Annotated in this window: 14 protein-coding genes; 9 read left to right on the forward strand and 5 right to left on the reverse strand. The window is 32.2% G+C overall.

Translation table 11 applies throughout. The features are described 5' to 3' along the window. Window position 1: 1 nt before the first annotated feature. The 5 genes from hemL (at window position 2) to AC3IF2_RS02070 (ending at window position 5,219) form a co-directional block, all read left to right on the forward strand. A complete protein-coding gene (hemL, locus tag AC3IF2_RS02050; protein ID WP_489165347.1) occupies window positions 2–1,291 on the forward strand; it encodes a glutamate-1-semialdehyde 2,1-aminomutase in 1,290 nt (429 codons plus the stop codon). 3 nt (window positions 1,292–1,294) lie between these two features. Beyond that, a complete protein-coding gene (gene hemE, locus AC3IF2_RS02055; protein ID WP_489165348.1) occupies window positions 1,295–2,320 on the forward strand; it encodes a uroporphyrinogen decarboxylase in 1,026 nt (341 codons plus the stop codon). 70 nt (window positions 2,321–2,390) lie between these two features. Then, a complete protein-coding gene (locus tag AC3IF2_RS02060; RefSeq protein ID WP_489165349.1) occupies window positions 2,391–2,816 on the forward strand; it encodes a DUF6973 domain-containing protein in 426 nt (141 codons plus the stop codon). 2 nt (window positions 2,817–2,818) lie between these two features. Further along, complete coding sequence (gene hemF / locus AC3IF2_RS02065) at window positions 2,819–3,721, forward strand: oxygen-dependent coproporphyrinogen oxidase (RefSeq protein WP_489165350.1); 903 nt, start codon at window positions 2,819–2,821, stop codon at window positions 3,719–3,721. A gap of 169 nt (window positions 3,722–3,890) precedes the next feature. After that, window positions 3,891–5,219: a dihydrolipoamide acetyltransferase family protein gene (locus AC3IF2_RS02070; RefSeq protein ID WP_489165351.1), complete on the forward strand. Its 1,329-nt coding sequence runs from the start codon at window positions 3,891–3,893 to the stop codon at window positions 5,217–5,219. Here AC3IF2_RS02070 and AC3IF2_RS02075 read toward each other — a convergent pair. After that, window positions 5,216–6,127, reverse strand: a complete 912-nt coding sequence (locus AC3IF2_RS02075) for an amidohydrolase family protein (protein WP_489165352.1) — start codon at window positions 6,125–6,127, stop codon at window positions 5,216–5,218. The genes AC3IF2_RS02070 and AC3IF2_RS02075 overlap by 4 nt on opposite strands. 69 nt (window positions 6,128–6,196) lie before the next feature. Further along, window positions 6,197–6,643, reverse strand: a complete 447-nt coding sequence (locus tag AC3IF2_RS02080; protein ID WP_489165353.1) for an SRPBCC family protein — start codon at window positions 6,641–6,643, stop codon at window positions 6,197–6,199. A 104-nt stretch (window positions 6,644–6,747) separates the two neighbouring features. Between AC3IF2_RS02080 and AC3IF2_RS02085 the strand changes: the two genes are divergently transcribed. The 3 genes from AC3IF2_RS02085 to AC3IF2_RS02095 are packed head-to-tail and all read left to right on the forward strand — an operon-like array spanning window position 6,748 to window position 11,060. Further along, window positions 6,748–7,575, forward strand: a complete 828-nt coding sequence (locus AC3IF2_RS02085) for a 3'-5' exonuclease (RefSeq protein ID WP_489165354.1) — start codon at window positions 6,748–6,750, stop codon at window positions 7,573–7,575. A 38-nt stretch (window positions 7,576–7,613) separates the two neighbouring features. After that, window positions 7,614–8,099, forward strand: coding sequence for an ABC transporter ATPase (locus tag AC3IF2_RS02090; protein ID WP_489165355.1), 486 nt, complete (start codon window positions 7,614–7,616; stop codon window positions 8,097–8,099). Between the two features lie 42 nt (window positions 8,100–8,141). Next, window positions 8,142–11,060, forward strand: coding sequence for a serine hydrolase domain-containing protein (locus AC3IF2_RS02095; protein WP_489165356.1), 2,919 nt, complete (start codon window positions 8,142–8,144; stop codon window positions 11,058–11,060). A gap of 18 nt (window positions 11,061–11,078) precedes the next feature. On the opposite strand, the gene AC3IF2_RS02100 is transcribed toward AC3IF2_RS02095, so the two are convergent. From AC3IF2_RS02100 to AC3IF2_RS02110, 3 genes are read right to left on the reverse strand one after another with little or no spacing between them, the layout of a single operon-like run. Then, the gene (locus AC3IF2_RS02100) at window positions 11,079–12,116 is read right to left on the reverse strand and encodes a lysophospholipid acyltransferase family protein (RefSeq protein ID WP_489165357.1); all 1,038 of its coding nucleotides are present in this window, start codon (window positions 12,114–12,116) and stop codon (window positions 11,079–11,081) included. Window positions 12,117–12,118: 2 nt separating this feature from the next. Continuing rightward, the gene (locus AC3IF2_RS02105) at window positions 12,119–13,048 is read right to left on the reverse strand and encodes a bile acid:sodium symporter family protein (protein ID WP_489165358.1); all 930 of its coding nucleotides are present in this window, start codon (window positions 13,046–13,048) and stop codon (window positions 12,119–12,121) included. Next, window positions 13,032–13,670 (reverse strand): DUF4159 domain-containing protein, encoded by a 639-nt coding sequence (locus tag AC3IF2_RS02110; protein WP_489165359.1) that lies wholly within the window; start codon window positions 13,668–13,670, stop codon window positions 13,032–13,034. The genes AC3IF2_RS02105 and AC3IF2_RS02110 overlap by 17 nt, the downstream gene beginning before the upstream one ends. 159 nt (window positions 13,671–13,829) lie before the next feature. Between AC3IF2_RS02110 and AC3IF2_RS02115 the strand changes: the two genes are divergently transcribed. Then, window positions 13,830–14,489, forward strand: coding sequence for a YceI family protein (locus AC3IF2_RS02115; RefSeq protein ID WP_489165360.1), 660 nt, complete (start codon window positions 13,830–13,832; stop codon window positions 14,487–14,489). The last annotated feature ends 23 nt before the right edge of the window (window positions 14,490–14,512 follow it).

Genomic DNA, 14,512 nt, shown 5'->3' on the forward strand with positions numbered 1-14,512 from the left:
TATGAGTTTTAAGAATTCAGAAAAATTATATAAAAAAGGATTAAAAAATCTTGTTGGTGCAGTTAATTCTCCAGTACGGGCATTTGCCTCTGTAGGGGGTAATCCTTTGTTTATTAAAAAAGCTAAGGGAAGTAAGATTATAGATGTTGATGATAATGAGTATGTAGACTATGTACTTTCTTATGGACCAATGATACTAGGGCATCGTCATAAAAGAGTGCAAAAAGCAATTTCAAAAGCTTTGCAAAATGGCTATTCTTTCGGTGCTTCTACTAATAATGAAATTAAACTTGCCAAAATAGTGTGTGATGCTTTTCCTGGTATGGATAAAGTACGTTTTGTGAATTCTGGTACAGAAGCTGTTTTGAGTGGTATTAGATTAGCAAGAGCCTTTACAGGCAAAGATAAAATCATCAAATTTGCAGGATGTTATCATGGTCATCAAGATGCTTTATTGGTTGCTGCAGGCTCAGGTTTAGCTACGTTAAGCTTGCCAGGCAGCAAGGGTGTTCCTGAAGGGGCTGTAAAAAACACATTAATAGCTAATTATAATGACCTAGAAAGTGTAAAAGCTCATTTTGAAAAACATGATGATATTGCAGGGATTATTATTGAACCTGTTGCTGGTAATATGGGTGTAGTTAAACCCAAGAATGATTTTTTAAAGAGTCTTAAAGAATTAGCAAGTGCCAATGGAGCAGTTTTAATTGCTGATGAAGTAATGACAGGTTTTCGATCTAAATTCGGTGGCGCTCAAGAACTATTTGATGTTGAAGCCGATATTACCTGTTTGGGTAAAGTGATTGGTGGAGGCTTTCCAGTTGGAGCCTATGGTGCACGTAATGAAATTATGGAAATGGTTGCACCTTTAGGCGATATGTATCAAGCAGGAACTTTAAGTGGAAATCCGATTGCGATGGCTGCTGGTATAGCTACATTGATCGAGTTAAAGAATCAAAACCCATATGAATACTTTAACCAAACGGCAAGTATTTTAGAAGTGATTTTATTGGAGAAAGCAATAAAGCATAAGGTAGATATTACTGTAAATCGCTTTGGCTCGATGATCAATCCTTTCTTTGCTAAAAATGAGGTGACAAATTTTGAGGAAGCTCAAAAGTCTGACACCAAGAAATTTGCTGTCTTTTTCTGGGAAATGATTAAGAATGGTATCTTTTTACCACCATCACAATTTGAAGCATGGTTTTTATCATCCGCTTTAAGCGATAAAGACATTCAGAAAACATCAAAAGCAATAGATAAAGCAATGGAAGCCGTTGCTAATATGTAAGATATGATTAAAAACGATTTATTTTTAAGGGCTCTAAAAGGAGAAACTGTTGAAAGACCACCTGTATGGATGATGCGTCAGGCAGGGCGTTATTTACCAGAGTTTATGGAGATTCGTAAAAAGTACGATTTTTTTACGCGTTGCCGCACACCTGAACTAGCTTCAGAAATCACTGTGCAACCTATCAGAAGATTTGGTATGGATGCGGCGATATTATTCTGTGATATTTTGGTAATACCACAAGCAATGAATATTGAGGTAGAAATGAAACCAAATTTTGGGCCTTATCTACCGAACCCTGTTCGTGACCAAAAAGGGGTAGATAACGTAATTATTCCTGATGTTCAAGAAGAATTAGGTTATGTAATGGATGCCATTAAAGCTACTAAAGAGAAACTGAATGATGAAATCCCATTAACTGGTTTTGCAGGTTCGCCTTGGACGATCTTATGTTATGTAGTACAAGGTCAAGGTTCAAAAAACTTTGATAAAGCAAAAGAATTTTGTTTTACAAATCCCATTGCCGCTCATCAGTTATTGCAGAAGATTACTGATACTACAATTGCTTATTTAAAAGAAAAAGTAAAAGCAGGTGTAAATGCGGTTCAAGTTTTTGATTCTTGGGGCGGAATGCTTTCACCAACCGATTATCAAGAGTTTTCTTGGCAATATATCAATCAGATTATTGAGGCCTTAAAGGATGATGCCCCAGTTATTGCTTTTGGTAAAGGATGCTGGTTTGCATTACAAGAAATGTCAAGATCTAATGCTTCTGCTTTAGGTGTAGACTGGACATGTTCGGCTAGAAATGCTCGTTATTTATCAGGAGGTAATATTACTTTACAGGGTAATTTTGACCCTTCAAGATTATTTTCACCGCCAGCGGAAATAAAAAAAATGGTACACCAAATGATTAATGAATTTGGTAAAGATAAATATATTGTAAATTTAGGTCATGGTATATTACCAAATATTCCTGTAGAAAACGCTAAAGCATTTATAGATGCAGTAAAAGAATATAAAGGTTAGTAAAAAAGAAATGACCGTTTGGAGTATCATAAGGCGATTTCGATATCGACAACTATGGCAGCTTTTTGAGTTGAGTATTAAGTATCCATTGTATGTATATCCAACTTTAAAAGCAACTTCACATAGCTTTTTACAAGCAAAAATTGAATTTCCAGATACCCATGGAAAAAAGGGAAAAGCAAATGCATATAGGCATGCATATTGGAGTGCAGTTATTTGTTTCGAGTGCTATAAATGGAGTAAGGATAGAAGACGTATTATGGCTTGGACAAAATTAATAACAGACAAGCACGAACAATTATCTCCAAATGAACCATTAGATGAAAAAATGGACCTACATAATAATAGAATTGGTAGAGATTTGTTTATAGCTTCTGGTTTTAAATCTGTAGATCAGATTTCTGAAAAGATTAAGTTTAAAATGGAAAGTGCACAAAAAGTTAAAAGTGTTAATGAAATAAAAAAGCATCCTCTTGAATTAGTTTACATAAAATAATAATGAAAGATAAATTTTATAGCTACATACAAAAACTTCAATACGCTATTACCTCTAAATTAGATGAGGTAGATGGAAAAGCTAAATTCAAAGAGGATATATGGAATCGACCAGAAGGTGGTGGAGGTAGAACTCGAGTCATTCAAGATGGTAATGTGTTTGAAAAAGGAGGTGTAAATATTTCTGCAGTGCATGGGTCTTTGCCAAAAACCATGCAAGCTTATTTTAATGTTGGTGAGGTTGACTTTTTTGCTTGCGGATTGAGCTTGGTATTACATCCTAATAATCCTTTTGTTCCTACGGTGCATGCTAATTGGCGCTATTTCGAAATGTATAATAAAGAAGGCGAGATTGTAGATAGTTGGTTTGGCGGAGGACAAGACCTAACACCATACTATTTGTTTGAAGAAGACGCCGAACATTTTCACAGTATATGTAAAAACTCTTGCGATAAACATAATACTAGCTTTTATCCTGAATATAAAAAGAAATGCGATGAATACTTTCACAATTCGCATAGAGACGAAGCGAGAGGTATAGGTGGTTTATTCTTTGATTATTGTAAGAAATCAGAAGAAATGACCATGCAAAATTGGTATGATTTTGTAACCGAAGTAGGTGATAGTTTTTTAGAAGCCTATGTTCCAATAGTAGAAAGAAGAAAAAATATAGAATACACTCAAGAACATCGCAACTGGCAAGAAATTCGTCGAGGTCGTTATGTAGAATTTAACTTGGTACATGATAAAGGTACTTTGTTTGGTTTGAAGACCAATGGCCGTATTGAGAGTATCTTAATGAGCTTACCACCACATGTACAGTGGGTCTATGACCATCATCCCGAAAAAGGAAGTGAAGAGGCAAAACTTTTAGAAGTTCTTAAAAAACCTAGAGATTGGAATTGATTATCAGATTAATAATAAAAAGCAATGTTTTCTGATTTATTTTTAGGCTAACCTTTTATTTGCTTCAATTTTTAATAATTTCATAATTAACAATTAGATTAATGGTATAAATTTAATTTTCACATCTTAATATTTACTAAATTTGCGGCGATAAATAGTATAGTAAATAATGGCAAAGTTTGAACTTAAATTACCTAAAATGGGAGAGAGTGTTGCTGAGGCAACGATTACTTCTTGGTTAAAAGAGGTAGGTGACACCATTGAATTAGATGAAGCAATTGTAGAGATAGCTACAGATAAGGTAGATTCTGAAGTGCCATCTGAGGTAGAGGGAGTTTTAGTTGAAAAACTATTTAATGTTGATGATGTCGTTGCAGTTGGGCAAACTTTAGCTGTTATAGAAACAGATGCAGATAACGTATCAGACACCTACGATTCTGCCGCAGTAGAACCAACTCCAGCTGAGGTAAAGGAAGAAGCGTTAGAGCTAATACCAGTAGCCGTTGCTGAACAAGTAGTACCTGCTGCTATTACAGAAATAAAAAGCTCACCAACAGGTAAATTTTATTCGCCATTAGTTAAAAATATTGCGCAAAAAGAAGACATTTCTTTAGACGAACTTGAAACATTAACTGGTACAGGTAAAGAAGGACGTGTAACTAAGAATGATATTCTAGCTTATGTAGAGAATAGAACAAATGGTTCTGTACAATCAGTGGCTAAAATTGAAACTTCTAAACCTACTCCATCAGAACAACCTAAAATTTCAACTCCGATTTCTGTTAGTGGAGAAGACGAGATTATAGAAATGACTCGTATGGGTAAATTAGTTTCTAAACATATGGTGGCTTCTGTGCAAACTTCTGCTCATGTACAATCATTTATAGAAATTGATGTTACTAATATTGTTAAATGGAGAGCTAAAGTTAAAGATGCTTATTTACAAAGAGAAGGTGAAAAGCTTACTTATACGCCAATCTTAATGCAAGCTGTTGCATCTACTATTAAAAAGTTTCCGTTAATAAATATTTCTGTTGATGGAGATACCATTATAAAAAAGAAGAATATCAATTTAGGTATGGCTGCCGCTTTACCAGATGGTAATTTAATTGTACCGGTTATTAAAAATGCTGACACTTTGAATCTTGTTGGCATGACCAAAATTGTGAATGATCTAGCCAATAGAGCTAGAGCAAATCAATTAAAGCCAGATGAAATTCAAGATGGTACCTATACGGTTACCAATGTAGGTAGTTTTGGTTCCGTGATGGGTACACCAATCATTAATCAGCCACAAGTAGCGATTTTAGCATTAGGGGCAATTCGTAAAGTACCAGCTGTTATTGAAACTTCAGAAGGTGATTTTATAGGCATACGCCATAAAATGTTTGTATCACATTCATACGACCATAGAGTGGTAAACGGCGCTTTAGGCGGTATGTTTATTAAAACACTTAAAGAAACTTTAGAAGCGTGGGATGTAAACCAAGATTTTTAATCTTGTAAACTAGATTTTAAAAGTTTTCTAATTTCTTCATAAGAAAAGATATTACTTTCTACTAATGATACGCATTGATCTGTAATTGAAGCATTAAATAGAAGAAAATCATCAGAGTTAATAGTTATATCAATACCGTAATCGTATAATTTTCTAATCGGATGTTCTGTGAGACTCTTTACTGACCCTAAGGATATGTTACTTTGTGGGCAAATATTTAATTGGATGTTTTTTTCTTTAATTAAGGCCATAGCACTTTCAGAATCAGCAGCTTTAATACCATGTTGAATTTCGTCAGGATTTAATAAATCTATCACTTCTTCTATAGTGTCTGGGTTTGTAAACTCACCGATATGAACTTTTGTTTTTAGCTTATGGCTTTTCGCGCGTCTATAGATATCAAGAAAACCGTCTAGTTTCTGCCCATATTCTCTACCATATAAATCGATACCATTAAATACGCCGCTTTCTACACATTTTAATCCATTAGAATAAACTTGTTCTAAATCTAGTTCTTTATTAATGCCAATATCTGGTTTAAAATCTATTTGATGCTTATATTTTGCTATTAATGCAGCAACACTTTCAATCAATTTTTCAATAGAACCTTCAAAGTATCTAACTAGATTGATATCAACACTGGCTTCAAGATACTTTATGTTGTCATTAATGGCTGATTGAATGGATTTATCCATAAAATAAATCACATCTTCACTAGAGTTTAATAGCTTGTTTATACTAGTTTGTATAAAATCAATCATTCCATCTAAACCATTATATTTTGTTGGGATAATTGGAGCATGTTTAGAGTATTTTTTTCTTAAAAATTGTATATTAACACCTAAGTGTAAATGATTGTGAAACTCGGCTTTGGGTTGTAGGTATATTTTAGATCTTAAATCTGACATAGAGTTAACTCATTGTAGCTAAGATAACTAAAATTGCATTAACGATATACCAAGCTAAAAGAGAGTTGATTATTTTATTCCTTCCGCAAAAGTTTTAAAATCTTTCATATACTGAAAAGATTGTTTTTTGAACGCCCCAGGCATTAAAAAACCGAATACTTTCATTTTAAAAGAAGAAAACTTAAATATATTATCACTTACCCATTTGGTTTTATTAGGCGAAACTTCAATAAAGTGATTTTCAATCTGGTTAAATACTCCAGGAGCTTCATAAGTAGCATTAAATTCATCTGGTAAATTACGACTCATAATTGTTTCAATCATTTCAACTTTTCCTCCTTTTTTACCCATATCGTACTTTAATTTTGACTTTGCACCAGTTTGTCCGGCTTCACCACTTACATGTTCAAAACTTATAAATCCTTTTTGCCACTTAGACATATTATCTGGGTTATCAAACAACTCAATTACTTTTTCTCTAGGTAGGTCAATTTCAATTTCGTTAGAATATTTCATAGTTTAAGAGTTTGGTAAACAGCTTAAAATTACTAAAAATCAAAAATGTTAATTGTTAAAAATATCATAAGACATATTGTATATTTGAATCTTAAACAAATTAAATGGAGCTAAACATTAAAAAACCAATTGTATTTTTCGATTTAGAAACTACCGGTGTTAATATAGCGAAAGATAGAATTGTAGAGATTTCTATTTTAAAAGTGCATCCTAACGGAAATAAAGAAGGAAAAACATGGTTGGTAAATCCTGAGATTGAAATTCCAAAAGAAGCATCAGATATTCACGGAATTACAAACGAGAAAGTAGTAACAGAGCCTATATTTAAAGAACTGGCTAACGAAGTAAGCACTATGATCGCTGGCTGTGATTTAGCAGGATTTAACTCTAATCGTTTTGATATTCCACTTTTAGCTGAAGAAATGTTACGTGCTGGCGTAGATTTTGATATGAATAATAGAGTGGCCATAGATGTGCAGGTGATCTATCATAAAAAAGAGCAACGTACATTAAGTGCAGCTTATAAGTTTTATTGTGATAAAGAATTAGAAAATGCACACTCAGCTGAAGCTGATACTGTTGCTACTTATGAAATATTAAAAGCACAATTAGATAAATATGATGATCTAGAAAATGATGTTAAATTTCTAAATGAATTTTCATCTCATAAAAAACGTGCAGATTTTGCGGGATTTATTGTGTATAACGATAAAGATGAAGAAACTTTTACATTCGGTAAATACAGAGGTCAAAAAGTAACTGATGTACTAGAGAAAGATAAGGGTTACTTTTCTTGGATACAGAATGCGGATTTTCCTTTGTATACCAAGAAAGTATTAAGAAAGATTAAAGAAGATATGATGAATCCGAATGATTCTTTATCTGAAGAAGAAAAGCTGAAAGCACTTCAGCAAAAATTTAATTTGCGTTAATACAATTTAAGTAATTTTATCAGTATAATTGTAAGAATATGTTTGTAGATTTTAAGAGCCTTCCAGATAGTTCTAGAGTTTGGGTTTACCAAGCAGATAGACCATTTTCTAATGTTGAAGTTGAGCAAGTTTCAAAAAAACTAGCTGTATTTGTACAGTATTGGAAGCGTCATGGAGATGATTTAAAAGCGTCTTATCAAGTAAAATACAATCAGTTTATTGTACTTGCCGTTGATGAGAATTTTAATAATGTTTCGGGCTGTTCTATAGATGCTTCTGTTCATATTATTAAAGAATTGCAAAAAGAATTCGAAGTAGATTTATTAAATAAAATGAACGTTAGTTTTAAAGATGGAAACAATATTAATACAGTTTCTATGAAACAATTTAAAGAATTTGCTAAACTCGATAAAATAAACAGTGATACAATTGTGTTTAATAACATGGTAACTTCTAAAGCAGCATTTGAAACTGCTTGGGAAGTTGAAGCAAACCAAAGTTGGCACTCACGATTTTTAAATTAAAAAACACTATTAATAGCAGGTTGTATCCTGCTTTATATAACTATGAAAAGAAACATTCTCTTAATTTTTCTTTTAGTTTTCGGAGCCTACGTATATGCCCAAAACGTAGATCCTTTAATTAAAAAGGATAGCCATGGGCAACAAATATGGGTAGATAGTATCTTAAAATCAATGACTATTGACGAAAAGATAGGTCAATTATTTATGATGCAAGCTTATTCTAATAAAAACTTAAAGCATAAGACTGAAATTGAAAACCTTATTAGAAAGTACCACATTGGTGGTCTGATCTTTATGCAAGGTTCGCCAGAAAAACAATTACCATTAAATAATCATTATCAGGGTATGTCTAGAATACCTTTGTTAATTGGCTTTGACGGAGAATGGGGCTTAGATATGCGTTTAAAAAATGTTTACAAGTTCCCTTGGAATATGACTTTAGGAGCAATTGAAGATGATTCATTAATAGAAGAATTTGGTAAACAAATAGCGAGACATTGTAAAAGATTAGGGATTCATATCAATTTTGCGCCAGTAGTAGATATAAATATTAATCCTAAAAATCCAATTATCGGTAATCGATCTTTTGGCGAGGATAGAGTAAATGTTACTAACAAAGCAATAGCATTTACAAAAGGTTTACAAAGCGAAAACGTATTAGCCTGTGGTAAACATTTTCCAGGTCATGGCGATACAGACGCCGATTCACATCATACATTACCTACAATACCATTTACAAGACAACGATTAGATTCTATAGAATTATATCCTTATAAAAAACTATTCGATGTTGGCTTAGGTAGTGTTATGACAGCTCATTTAAGCATACCAAGCTTAGAACCAAACGAAAGTTTACCCTCATCTTTATCTTATAATGTAGTAACAGATTTGTTACAAGATAAAATGGGTTTTGAAGGATTAGTTATAACAGATGGATTAAACATGAAAGGAGCAGCTGACTTTTCGACTTCTGCTGATATTAATTTAGCAGCTATACAAGCTGGTAATGATATGTTATTGATACCTCATGATATACCTGGTACAGTTGCCAAAATGAAACAAGCGGTTCTTGATTCTGTTTTAACTGAAGATCGTTTAAATCGTTCGGTAAAGCGTATATTAAAAGCTAAGTATTGGGCAGGTTTGCGTACTTATAAGATAATACCAGAAGAGAATTTATCTAGTGATCTTAATGCAGTAGAAAATGATGCTTTGCATCAACAACTAGTCGAAAACTCAATTACCTTAATTAAAAATGAAAACGGAATTTTTCCTATTAAAGATTTAGTTCATAATAATATTGCATATGTAAAGCTAGGAGATGCAATTTCTGGCACTTTTGTAGAAAGACTAAAAGATTATACTAATGTCGATGTAATTTCTGGTAAAACCCTAGATGCTGTTATCGAGAAACTAAAGCCATATAATTTGGTAATTATTGGATATCATAAGTCAAATTCAAACCCTTGGAAAGATTTTAAATTCCAAAATAGAGAATTGGTATGGTTACAAGAAATTTCGAGAAATAAGCGTGTTATTTTAGATGTGTTTGCAAGCCCTTATAGTTTGCAGGCCATCAAAACATTTACCAATATAGAAGGTGTTGTTGTTTCTTATCAAAACAGTAAAATTGCTCAAGATATTTCTGCTCAAATGATATTCGGAGCGTTACAAACTAGAGGAAAATTACCAGTAACAATAAATAGTGAATTTAAAGCAGGTCATTGTTTAACATCTACAGATTTACACAGACTAGCTTACGATGTGCCAGAAAATGTAGGTATAAGTACAGAAAAGTTGCAGAGAGTTGATTCTATGGCTAATGTAATTTTACAAGAAAGAATGACCCCTGGGTTACAGCTGTTAGTTGCTAGAAAAGGTAAAGTGATTTATCGTAAAAGCTTTGGCAATCATACTTATAAAAGAATTAGGCAAGTAAAGAATACAGATATTTATGACTTAGCTTCTTTAACCAAGATTTTAGGCGGATTACCGCCAATAATGAAAGCTTACGAAGAAGGTAAATTTACACTTGATACTGAATTAGGCGAGATTATGCCAGTTTTAAAAGGTTCAGATAAAGATACTATCAAACTAAGACGAGCATTGTCTCACAATGGTCGTTTTCAAGCATGGATTCCCTATTATTTAAGAACTTTTGATAGTATTACAAATAAACCTTCTAAAGATTATTATCATACCAGAAGATCTAGAAAGTTTAATATTAGAATTGCTAAAAATTTATTTTTAAAAACCAGTTTTAAAGATTCTATTTATAAAATGATTGCAGATTCCCCTTTACGGGAAAAATCTAACTATAAATACAGTGGCTTAATATTTTATCTCTTTAAGGATTATTTCGAACGTGAATTCGATCAATCACTAAATATGTTGAATGAGTCTTTATTTTATCACCCTTTAGGAGCCACAACACTTACTTACAAACCACTTGAAAAGTTTCCGAAGAGTAGAATAATTCCTACTGAAGCTGATAATGTATTTAGAAAGCAATTATTACATGGTTATGTTCACGATCAAGGTGCGGCTATGTTAGATGGCGTTAACGGTAATGCAGGATTATTTGCAAATGCAAATGATATTGCTAAGATGATGCAAATGTATATTCAAGAAGGATTTTATGGAGGTAAAAGATATTTTAGTAAAGAAACAATCAATACATTTAATAAAAGACATTTCGAAAATCAAGACGTTCGTAGAGGTTTAGGTTTTGATAAGCCTCAATTAGACCCTGAGATTAAGGCTACTTGCGGCTGTGTTTCTTCTAAAAGTTTCGGGCATAGTGGTTATACAGGTACTTATACATGGGCAGACCCCGAAACCGAATTAGTATATGTGTTTTTATCAAATAGAGTACATCCTTCTTCGCAAAACACTAAATTGGTAGACGAAAATATACGTACTATTGTTCAACGTTTGGTTCAAGAGGCTATAGTAGAATAGAAGATTTAAACTTCAGTCTTAATTTTTAGTTTTTGCTAAGACTAACACAAAGAATATACTTACAAATAAATAAATTAGAGCTATTTTATTTCCAAAGAAATAACCAATTACTAAAGTTTGAAGTAAATAGAATAGTGGGAAAGCAGTAATGCCAATTGCAAATCTTGTAGTAGAATCAAACTCAACTTCTTTAATGTTGGGTTTTATAGCTTTCCAAATCAAATAAGGAAAAATACTATTTATTAAGACTAAAAAATAACCTAATTGCCAAAGAAGATTAGGCTTTTTTATCTTAATTGAATTGGTTTCAGTTATCTTAAGGTTCTTTAATTTTTCATTAACTCTAGTTGGTTCTAAATAATTTATAGCACCCAAAGCATTAATAATTGAGTCATATTTCTCAATATCCTCGATATGAGTAGTAAGCTCCTTCATTTTTGAACTAACTTCTTCTTTTAAAGCTAAAGCAGCGGCATTTTTGTTCTTATTATTTAAGAATGGATTTACAGCAATTGGCTCACCATAATAAATAGATACACTTTCGGCAAATTCTTCTGCTTTACTATAATTTAAACCTATCGGCACTATGGTAAGTTCTAAATTAGGATTCTGTTCTAAAGCACCAAAAGTAATTCTGGTAAAGCCTTTACTTAATGGGCGAACCCATCTACGTATATCATGTGTTCCTTCCGGGAATATTAATAGAGACCGTTTTTTATTAAAAAGGTCATAACATTTTTTAAATATTTCTTCATTCTTCGCCAATGTTTCTTTGCCATCTCTTATCCTATAAATGGGCAACATATTTACGGTAGAAAGTAACCACTTTACTAACTTAATTTTAAAAGCACTTGCACGCGTTAAAAAGTGAATGTTTCGTGTGGTAGTTGTAGCAATTAATAAAGGATCTATTAATGCATTTTTATGATTAGAAACAAAAAGTAAAGCACCTTTTTTTGGAATATTTTCTTTACCATAAATCGAAATTTTTTTGTGGTAGAAAAATAACCCTGTAGTAATATAAATTTTAACAATATGATACCAGATACGTTTCAAAATTAGGCGATAGCTTTATCTGTTTTGCGAGACCAAAAATAAGCCAATCCTAAACCAGAAGCAATATCCCAAATTCCCCAAAAAGCAACACAAAGTGCCATTCCTCCCAATCCTTCAAAAAATGCAAATACTAGTAGAAGACCTAGACCCGAATTTTGAATACCAGTCTCAATAGCTAATGTTTTTTGATCTTTATAAGATAGCTTCATAGATTTGGCAAAAAAGAATCCAGCTATATAACCAGAAAAATTATGTAGTATTACTATAAAAAGTACATAATGAATATACTCCGTAAAAATTTCTAAGTTTTGTGAAAAAGCTACTATGATAAAAATTAGAAATATGATCATTGATAACGGTTTTAATACCTTGGAAAGTTTCTTTGCTAACTCTGGTTTAGATTTTCTAACTAACATGCCCGCAATTAATGGAATGCCTAGTATCAGCGTTACCAACTTGACAAGTTCAAACGGATCAAGTTCTACTGTTCTTAAAATTTGAGCAGTGGGCTCATATAAGTTTCCCCAAAAGGCTAAATTAATAGGTGTCATTAATACAGCTACCAAAGTAGCAAAGGCTGTTAAACTTACAGATAGAGCAGCGTTACCATTAGCAAGTTGCGTCATAAAGTTCGAAATATTACCACCAGGACAAGCTGCAACCATAATCATACCTAATGCGATACTAGGGTAGGGATTTATAATATTAACTAATAAAAAAGTAACAAGTGGAAATAAAATAAACTGAGAAAAAATACCAGTTAGCACAATTTTAGGATTACTAAATAAGCGTTTAAAATCTTCTACAGTTATGCCTAATGCTACACCGAACATTATAATAGCAAGTGTAATGTTTAAAACCCATAATCCTTCGGTATCAAAATTTATTTTTAAAGCATCTAAGACGCCTTGAGAATCAGTTTTTAAAGGCATATTCTATAATATTGGCACCCATCTTTAATGCTTTTTCACGCACATCTAGAGGGTTATTATGTATTTCAGGGTCTTCCCAGCCATCACTCAGATCACACTCATAGTCATAAAAGGAAACTAATCTTCCTTCATAAAAGATACCGAATCCTTGTGGTGGCTTCCCATCATGTTCATGAATTTTAGGTAACGACTCAAAATCATATGATTGATGATAAATAGAATGACTGTAAGGAATTTCTTGAAACTCAAGATCAGGAAACACTTTTTTCATTTCTCTTCTAATGTATTGATCTAATCCGTAATTATCAGAAATATGTAAAAATCCACCTGCCTGTAAATAGTTTCGTAAATTTTCTGAATCATTTTCCGAAAAATAAATATTACCATGACCAGTCATAAATAGAATAGGGTAGTTGTATATATCTACACTATTTATAGCTACAGTCTCTGGTTTTTCCTTGACTTTTGTATTAATATTGGCATTAGAGAATTGAATAAGGTTAGGTACTGCCGTAGGGTTAGAATACCAATCGCCACCACCATCGTATTTTAAAATTGCTACTTTCTGAGCAGTAAGAATATTGCACAGAAAACAAATAACAATTATAAATAAGCTTCTCAAACGATCAAAGTTTTGTAAATCAAATATAAAATTATTCTACTTAGATAAGAAAAATTAACGTTTTATTAATTTTTTGAATTAGAATCTTTAGAATTTGCATAGATTTTCTTTTTAAATTCGCAGCTTTATTACACAAACAATTAAATAAATAGTATAAAAATGAAAAATCAATTTGTAAAAATCGCTTCAATCTTGTTTTTAGGGTTAGCAATAGTATCTTGTAAGAAAGCTAAAAATGAAGTAGAAGCAAAAGAAGCTGAAGATGTACAACAGATAGCACAAGCTGCTGCTAGATTTGTAGCTGATGCTGATAACAGTACAATTACTTGGAAAGGTTTTAAACCTACAGAATCTCATAATGGAACGATTAAGGTTTCTGAAGGATATGTAGCTTTAGAAGATGGTAAGTTAGCTGGTGGTAACTTTATTGTTGACATGAATACAATTTCAGACCTTTCTATTGAAAGTGCTGAATACAAAGCAAAATTAGAAGGCCATTTAAAAAGTGCAGACTTTTTTGATGTAGAGAAAAACCCTTACAGTGTTTTTGCTATTACTGGAGTAGATGGTGAGAGCGGTAAAGTAAAAGTTAAAGGTAATTTAACTATTAAAGGAATTCAAAAGAATATTGAGTTTCCTGCTACAATTACTATAGATGGTGATGAAGCTTCTTTTGTAAGTGAGCCTTTCACTATAGATAGAACAGAGTGGGGTGTAAAGTACAATTCAGGTAAGTTCTTCGAAGATTTAAAAGATAAATTAATAAAGGATGAAGTTGAAATTTCATTCAATATTAAAGCAAAGAAAACTGAAGTATAGTTTTTAAGTTTTCAAAAATAAAA

This window comes from Maritimimonas rapanae (genome assembly GCF_057837205.1).

Bases quoted from the DNA above. Each gene is read 5' to 3' on its own strand.
- hemL (WP_489165347.1), top strand. From the start codon at position 2: ATGAGTTTTAAGAATTCAGAAAAATTATATAAAAAAGGATTAAAAAAT.
- hemE (WP_489165348.1), top strand. From the start codon at position 1,295: ATGATTAAAAACGATTTATTTTTAAGGGCTCTAAAAGGAGAAACTGTT.
- hemF (WP_489165350.1), top strand. From the start codon at position 2,819: ATGAAAGATAAATTTTATAGCTACATACAAAAACTTCAATACGCTATT.
- AC3IF2_RS02070 (WP_489165351.1), top strand. From the start codon at position 3,891: ATGGCAAAGTTTGAACTTAAATTACCTAAAATGGGAGAGAGTGTTGCT.
- AC3IF2_RS02075 (WP_489165352.1), bottom strand. From the start codon at position 6,127: ATGTCAGATTTAAGATCTAAAATATACCTACAACCCAAAGCCGAGTTT.
- AC3IF2_RS02080 (WP_489165353.1), bottom strand. From the start codon at position 6,643: ATGAAATATTCTAACGAAATTGAAATTGACCTACCTAGAGAAAAAGTA.
- AC3IF2_RS02085 (WP_489165354.1), top strand. From the start codon at position 6,748: ATGGAGCTAAACATTAAAAAACCAATTGTATTTTTCGATTTAGAAACT.
- AC3IF2_RS02090 (WP_489165355.1), top strand. From the start codon at position 7,614: ATGTTTGTAGATTTTAAGAGCCTTCCAGATAGTTCTAGAGTTTGGGTT.
- AC3IF2_RS02095 (WP_489165356.1), top strand. From the start codon at position 8,142: ATGAAAAGAAACATTCTCTTAATTTTTCTTTTAGTTTTCGGAGCCTAC.
- AC3IF2_RS02105 (WP_489165358.1), bottom strand. From the start codon at position 13,048: ATGCCTTTAAAAACTGATTCTCAAGGCGTCTTAGATGCTTTAAAAATA.
- AC3IF2_RS02115 (WP_489165360.1), top strand. From the start codon at position 13,830: ATGAAAAATCAATTTGTAAAAATCGCTTCAATCTTGTTTTTAGGGTTA.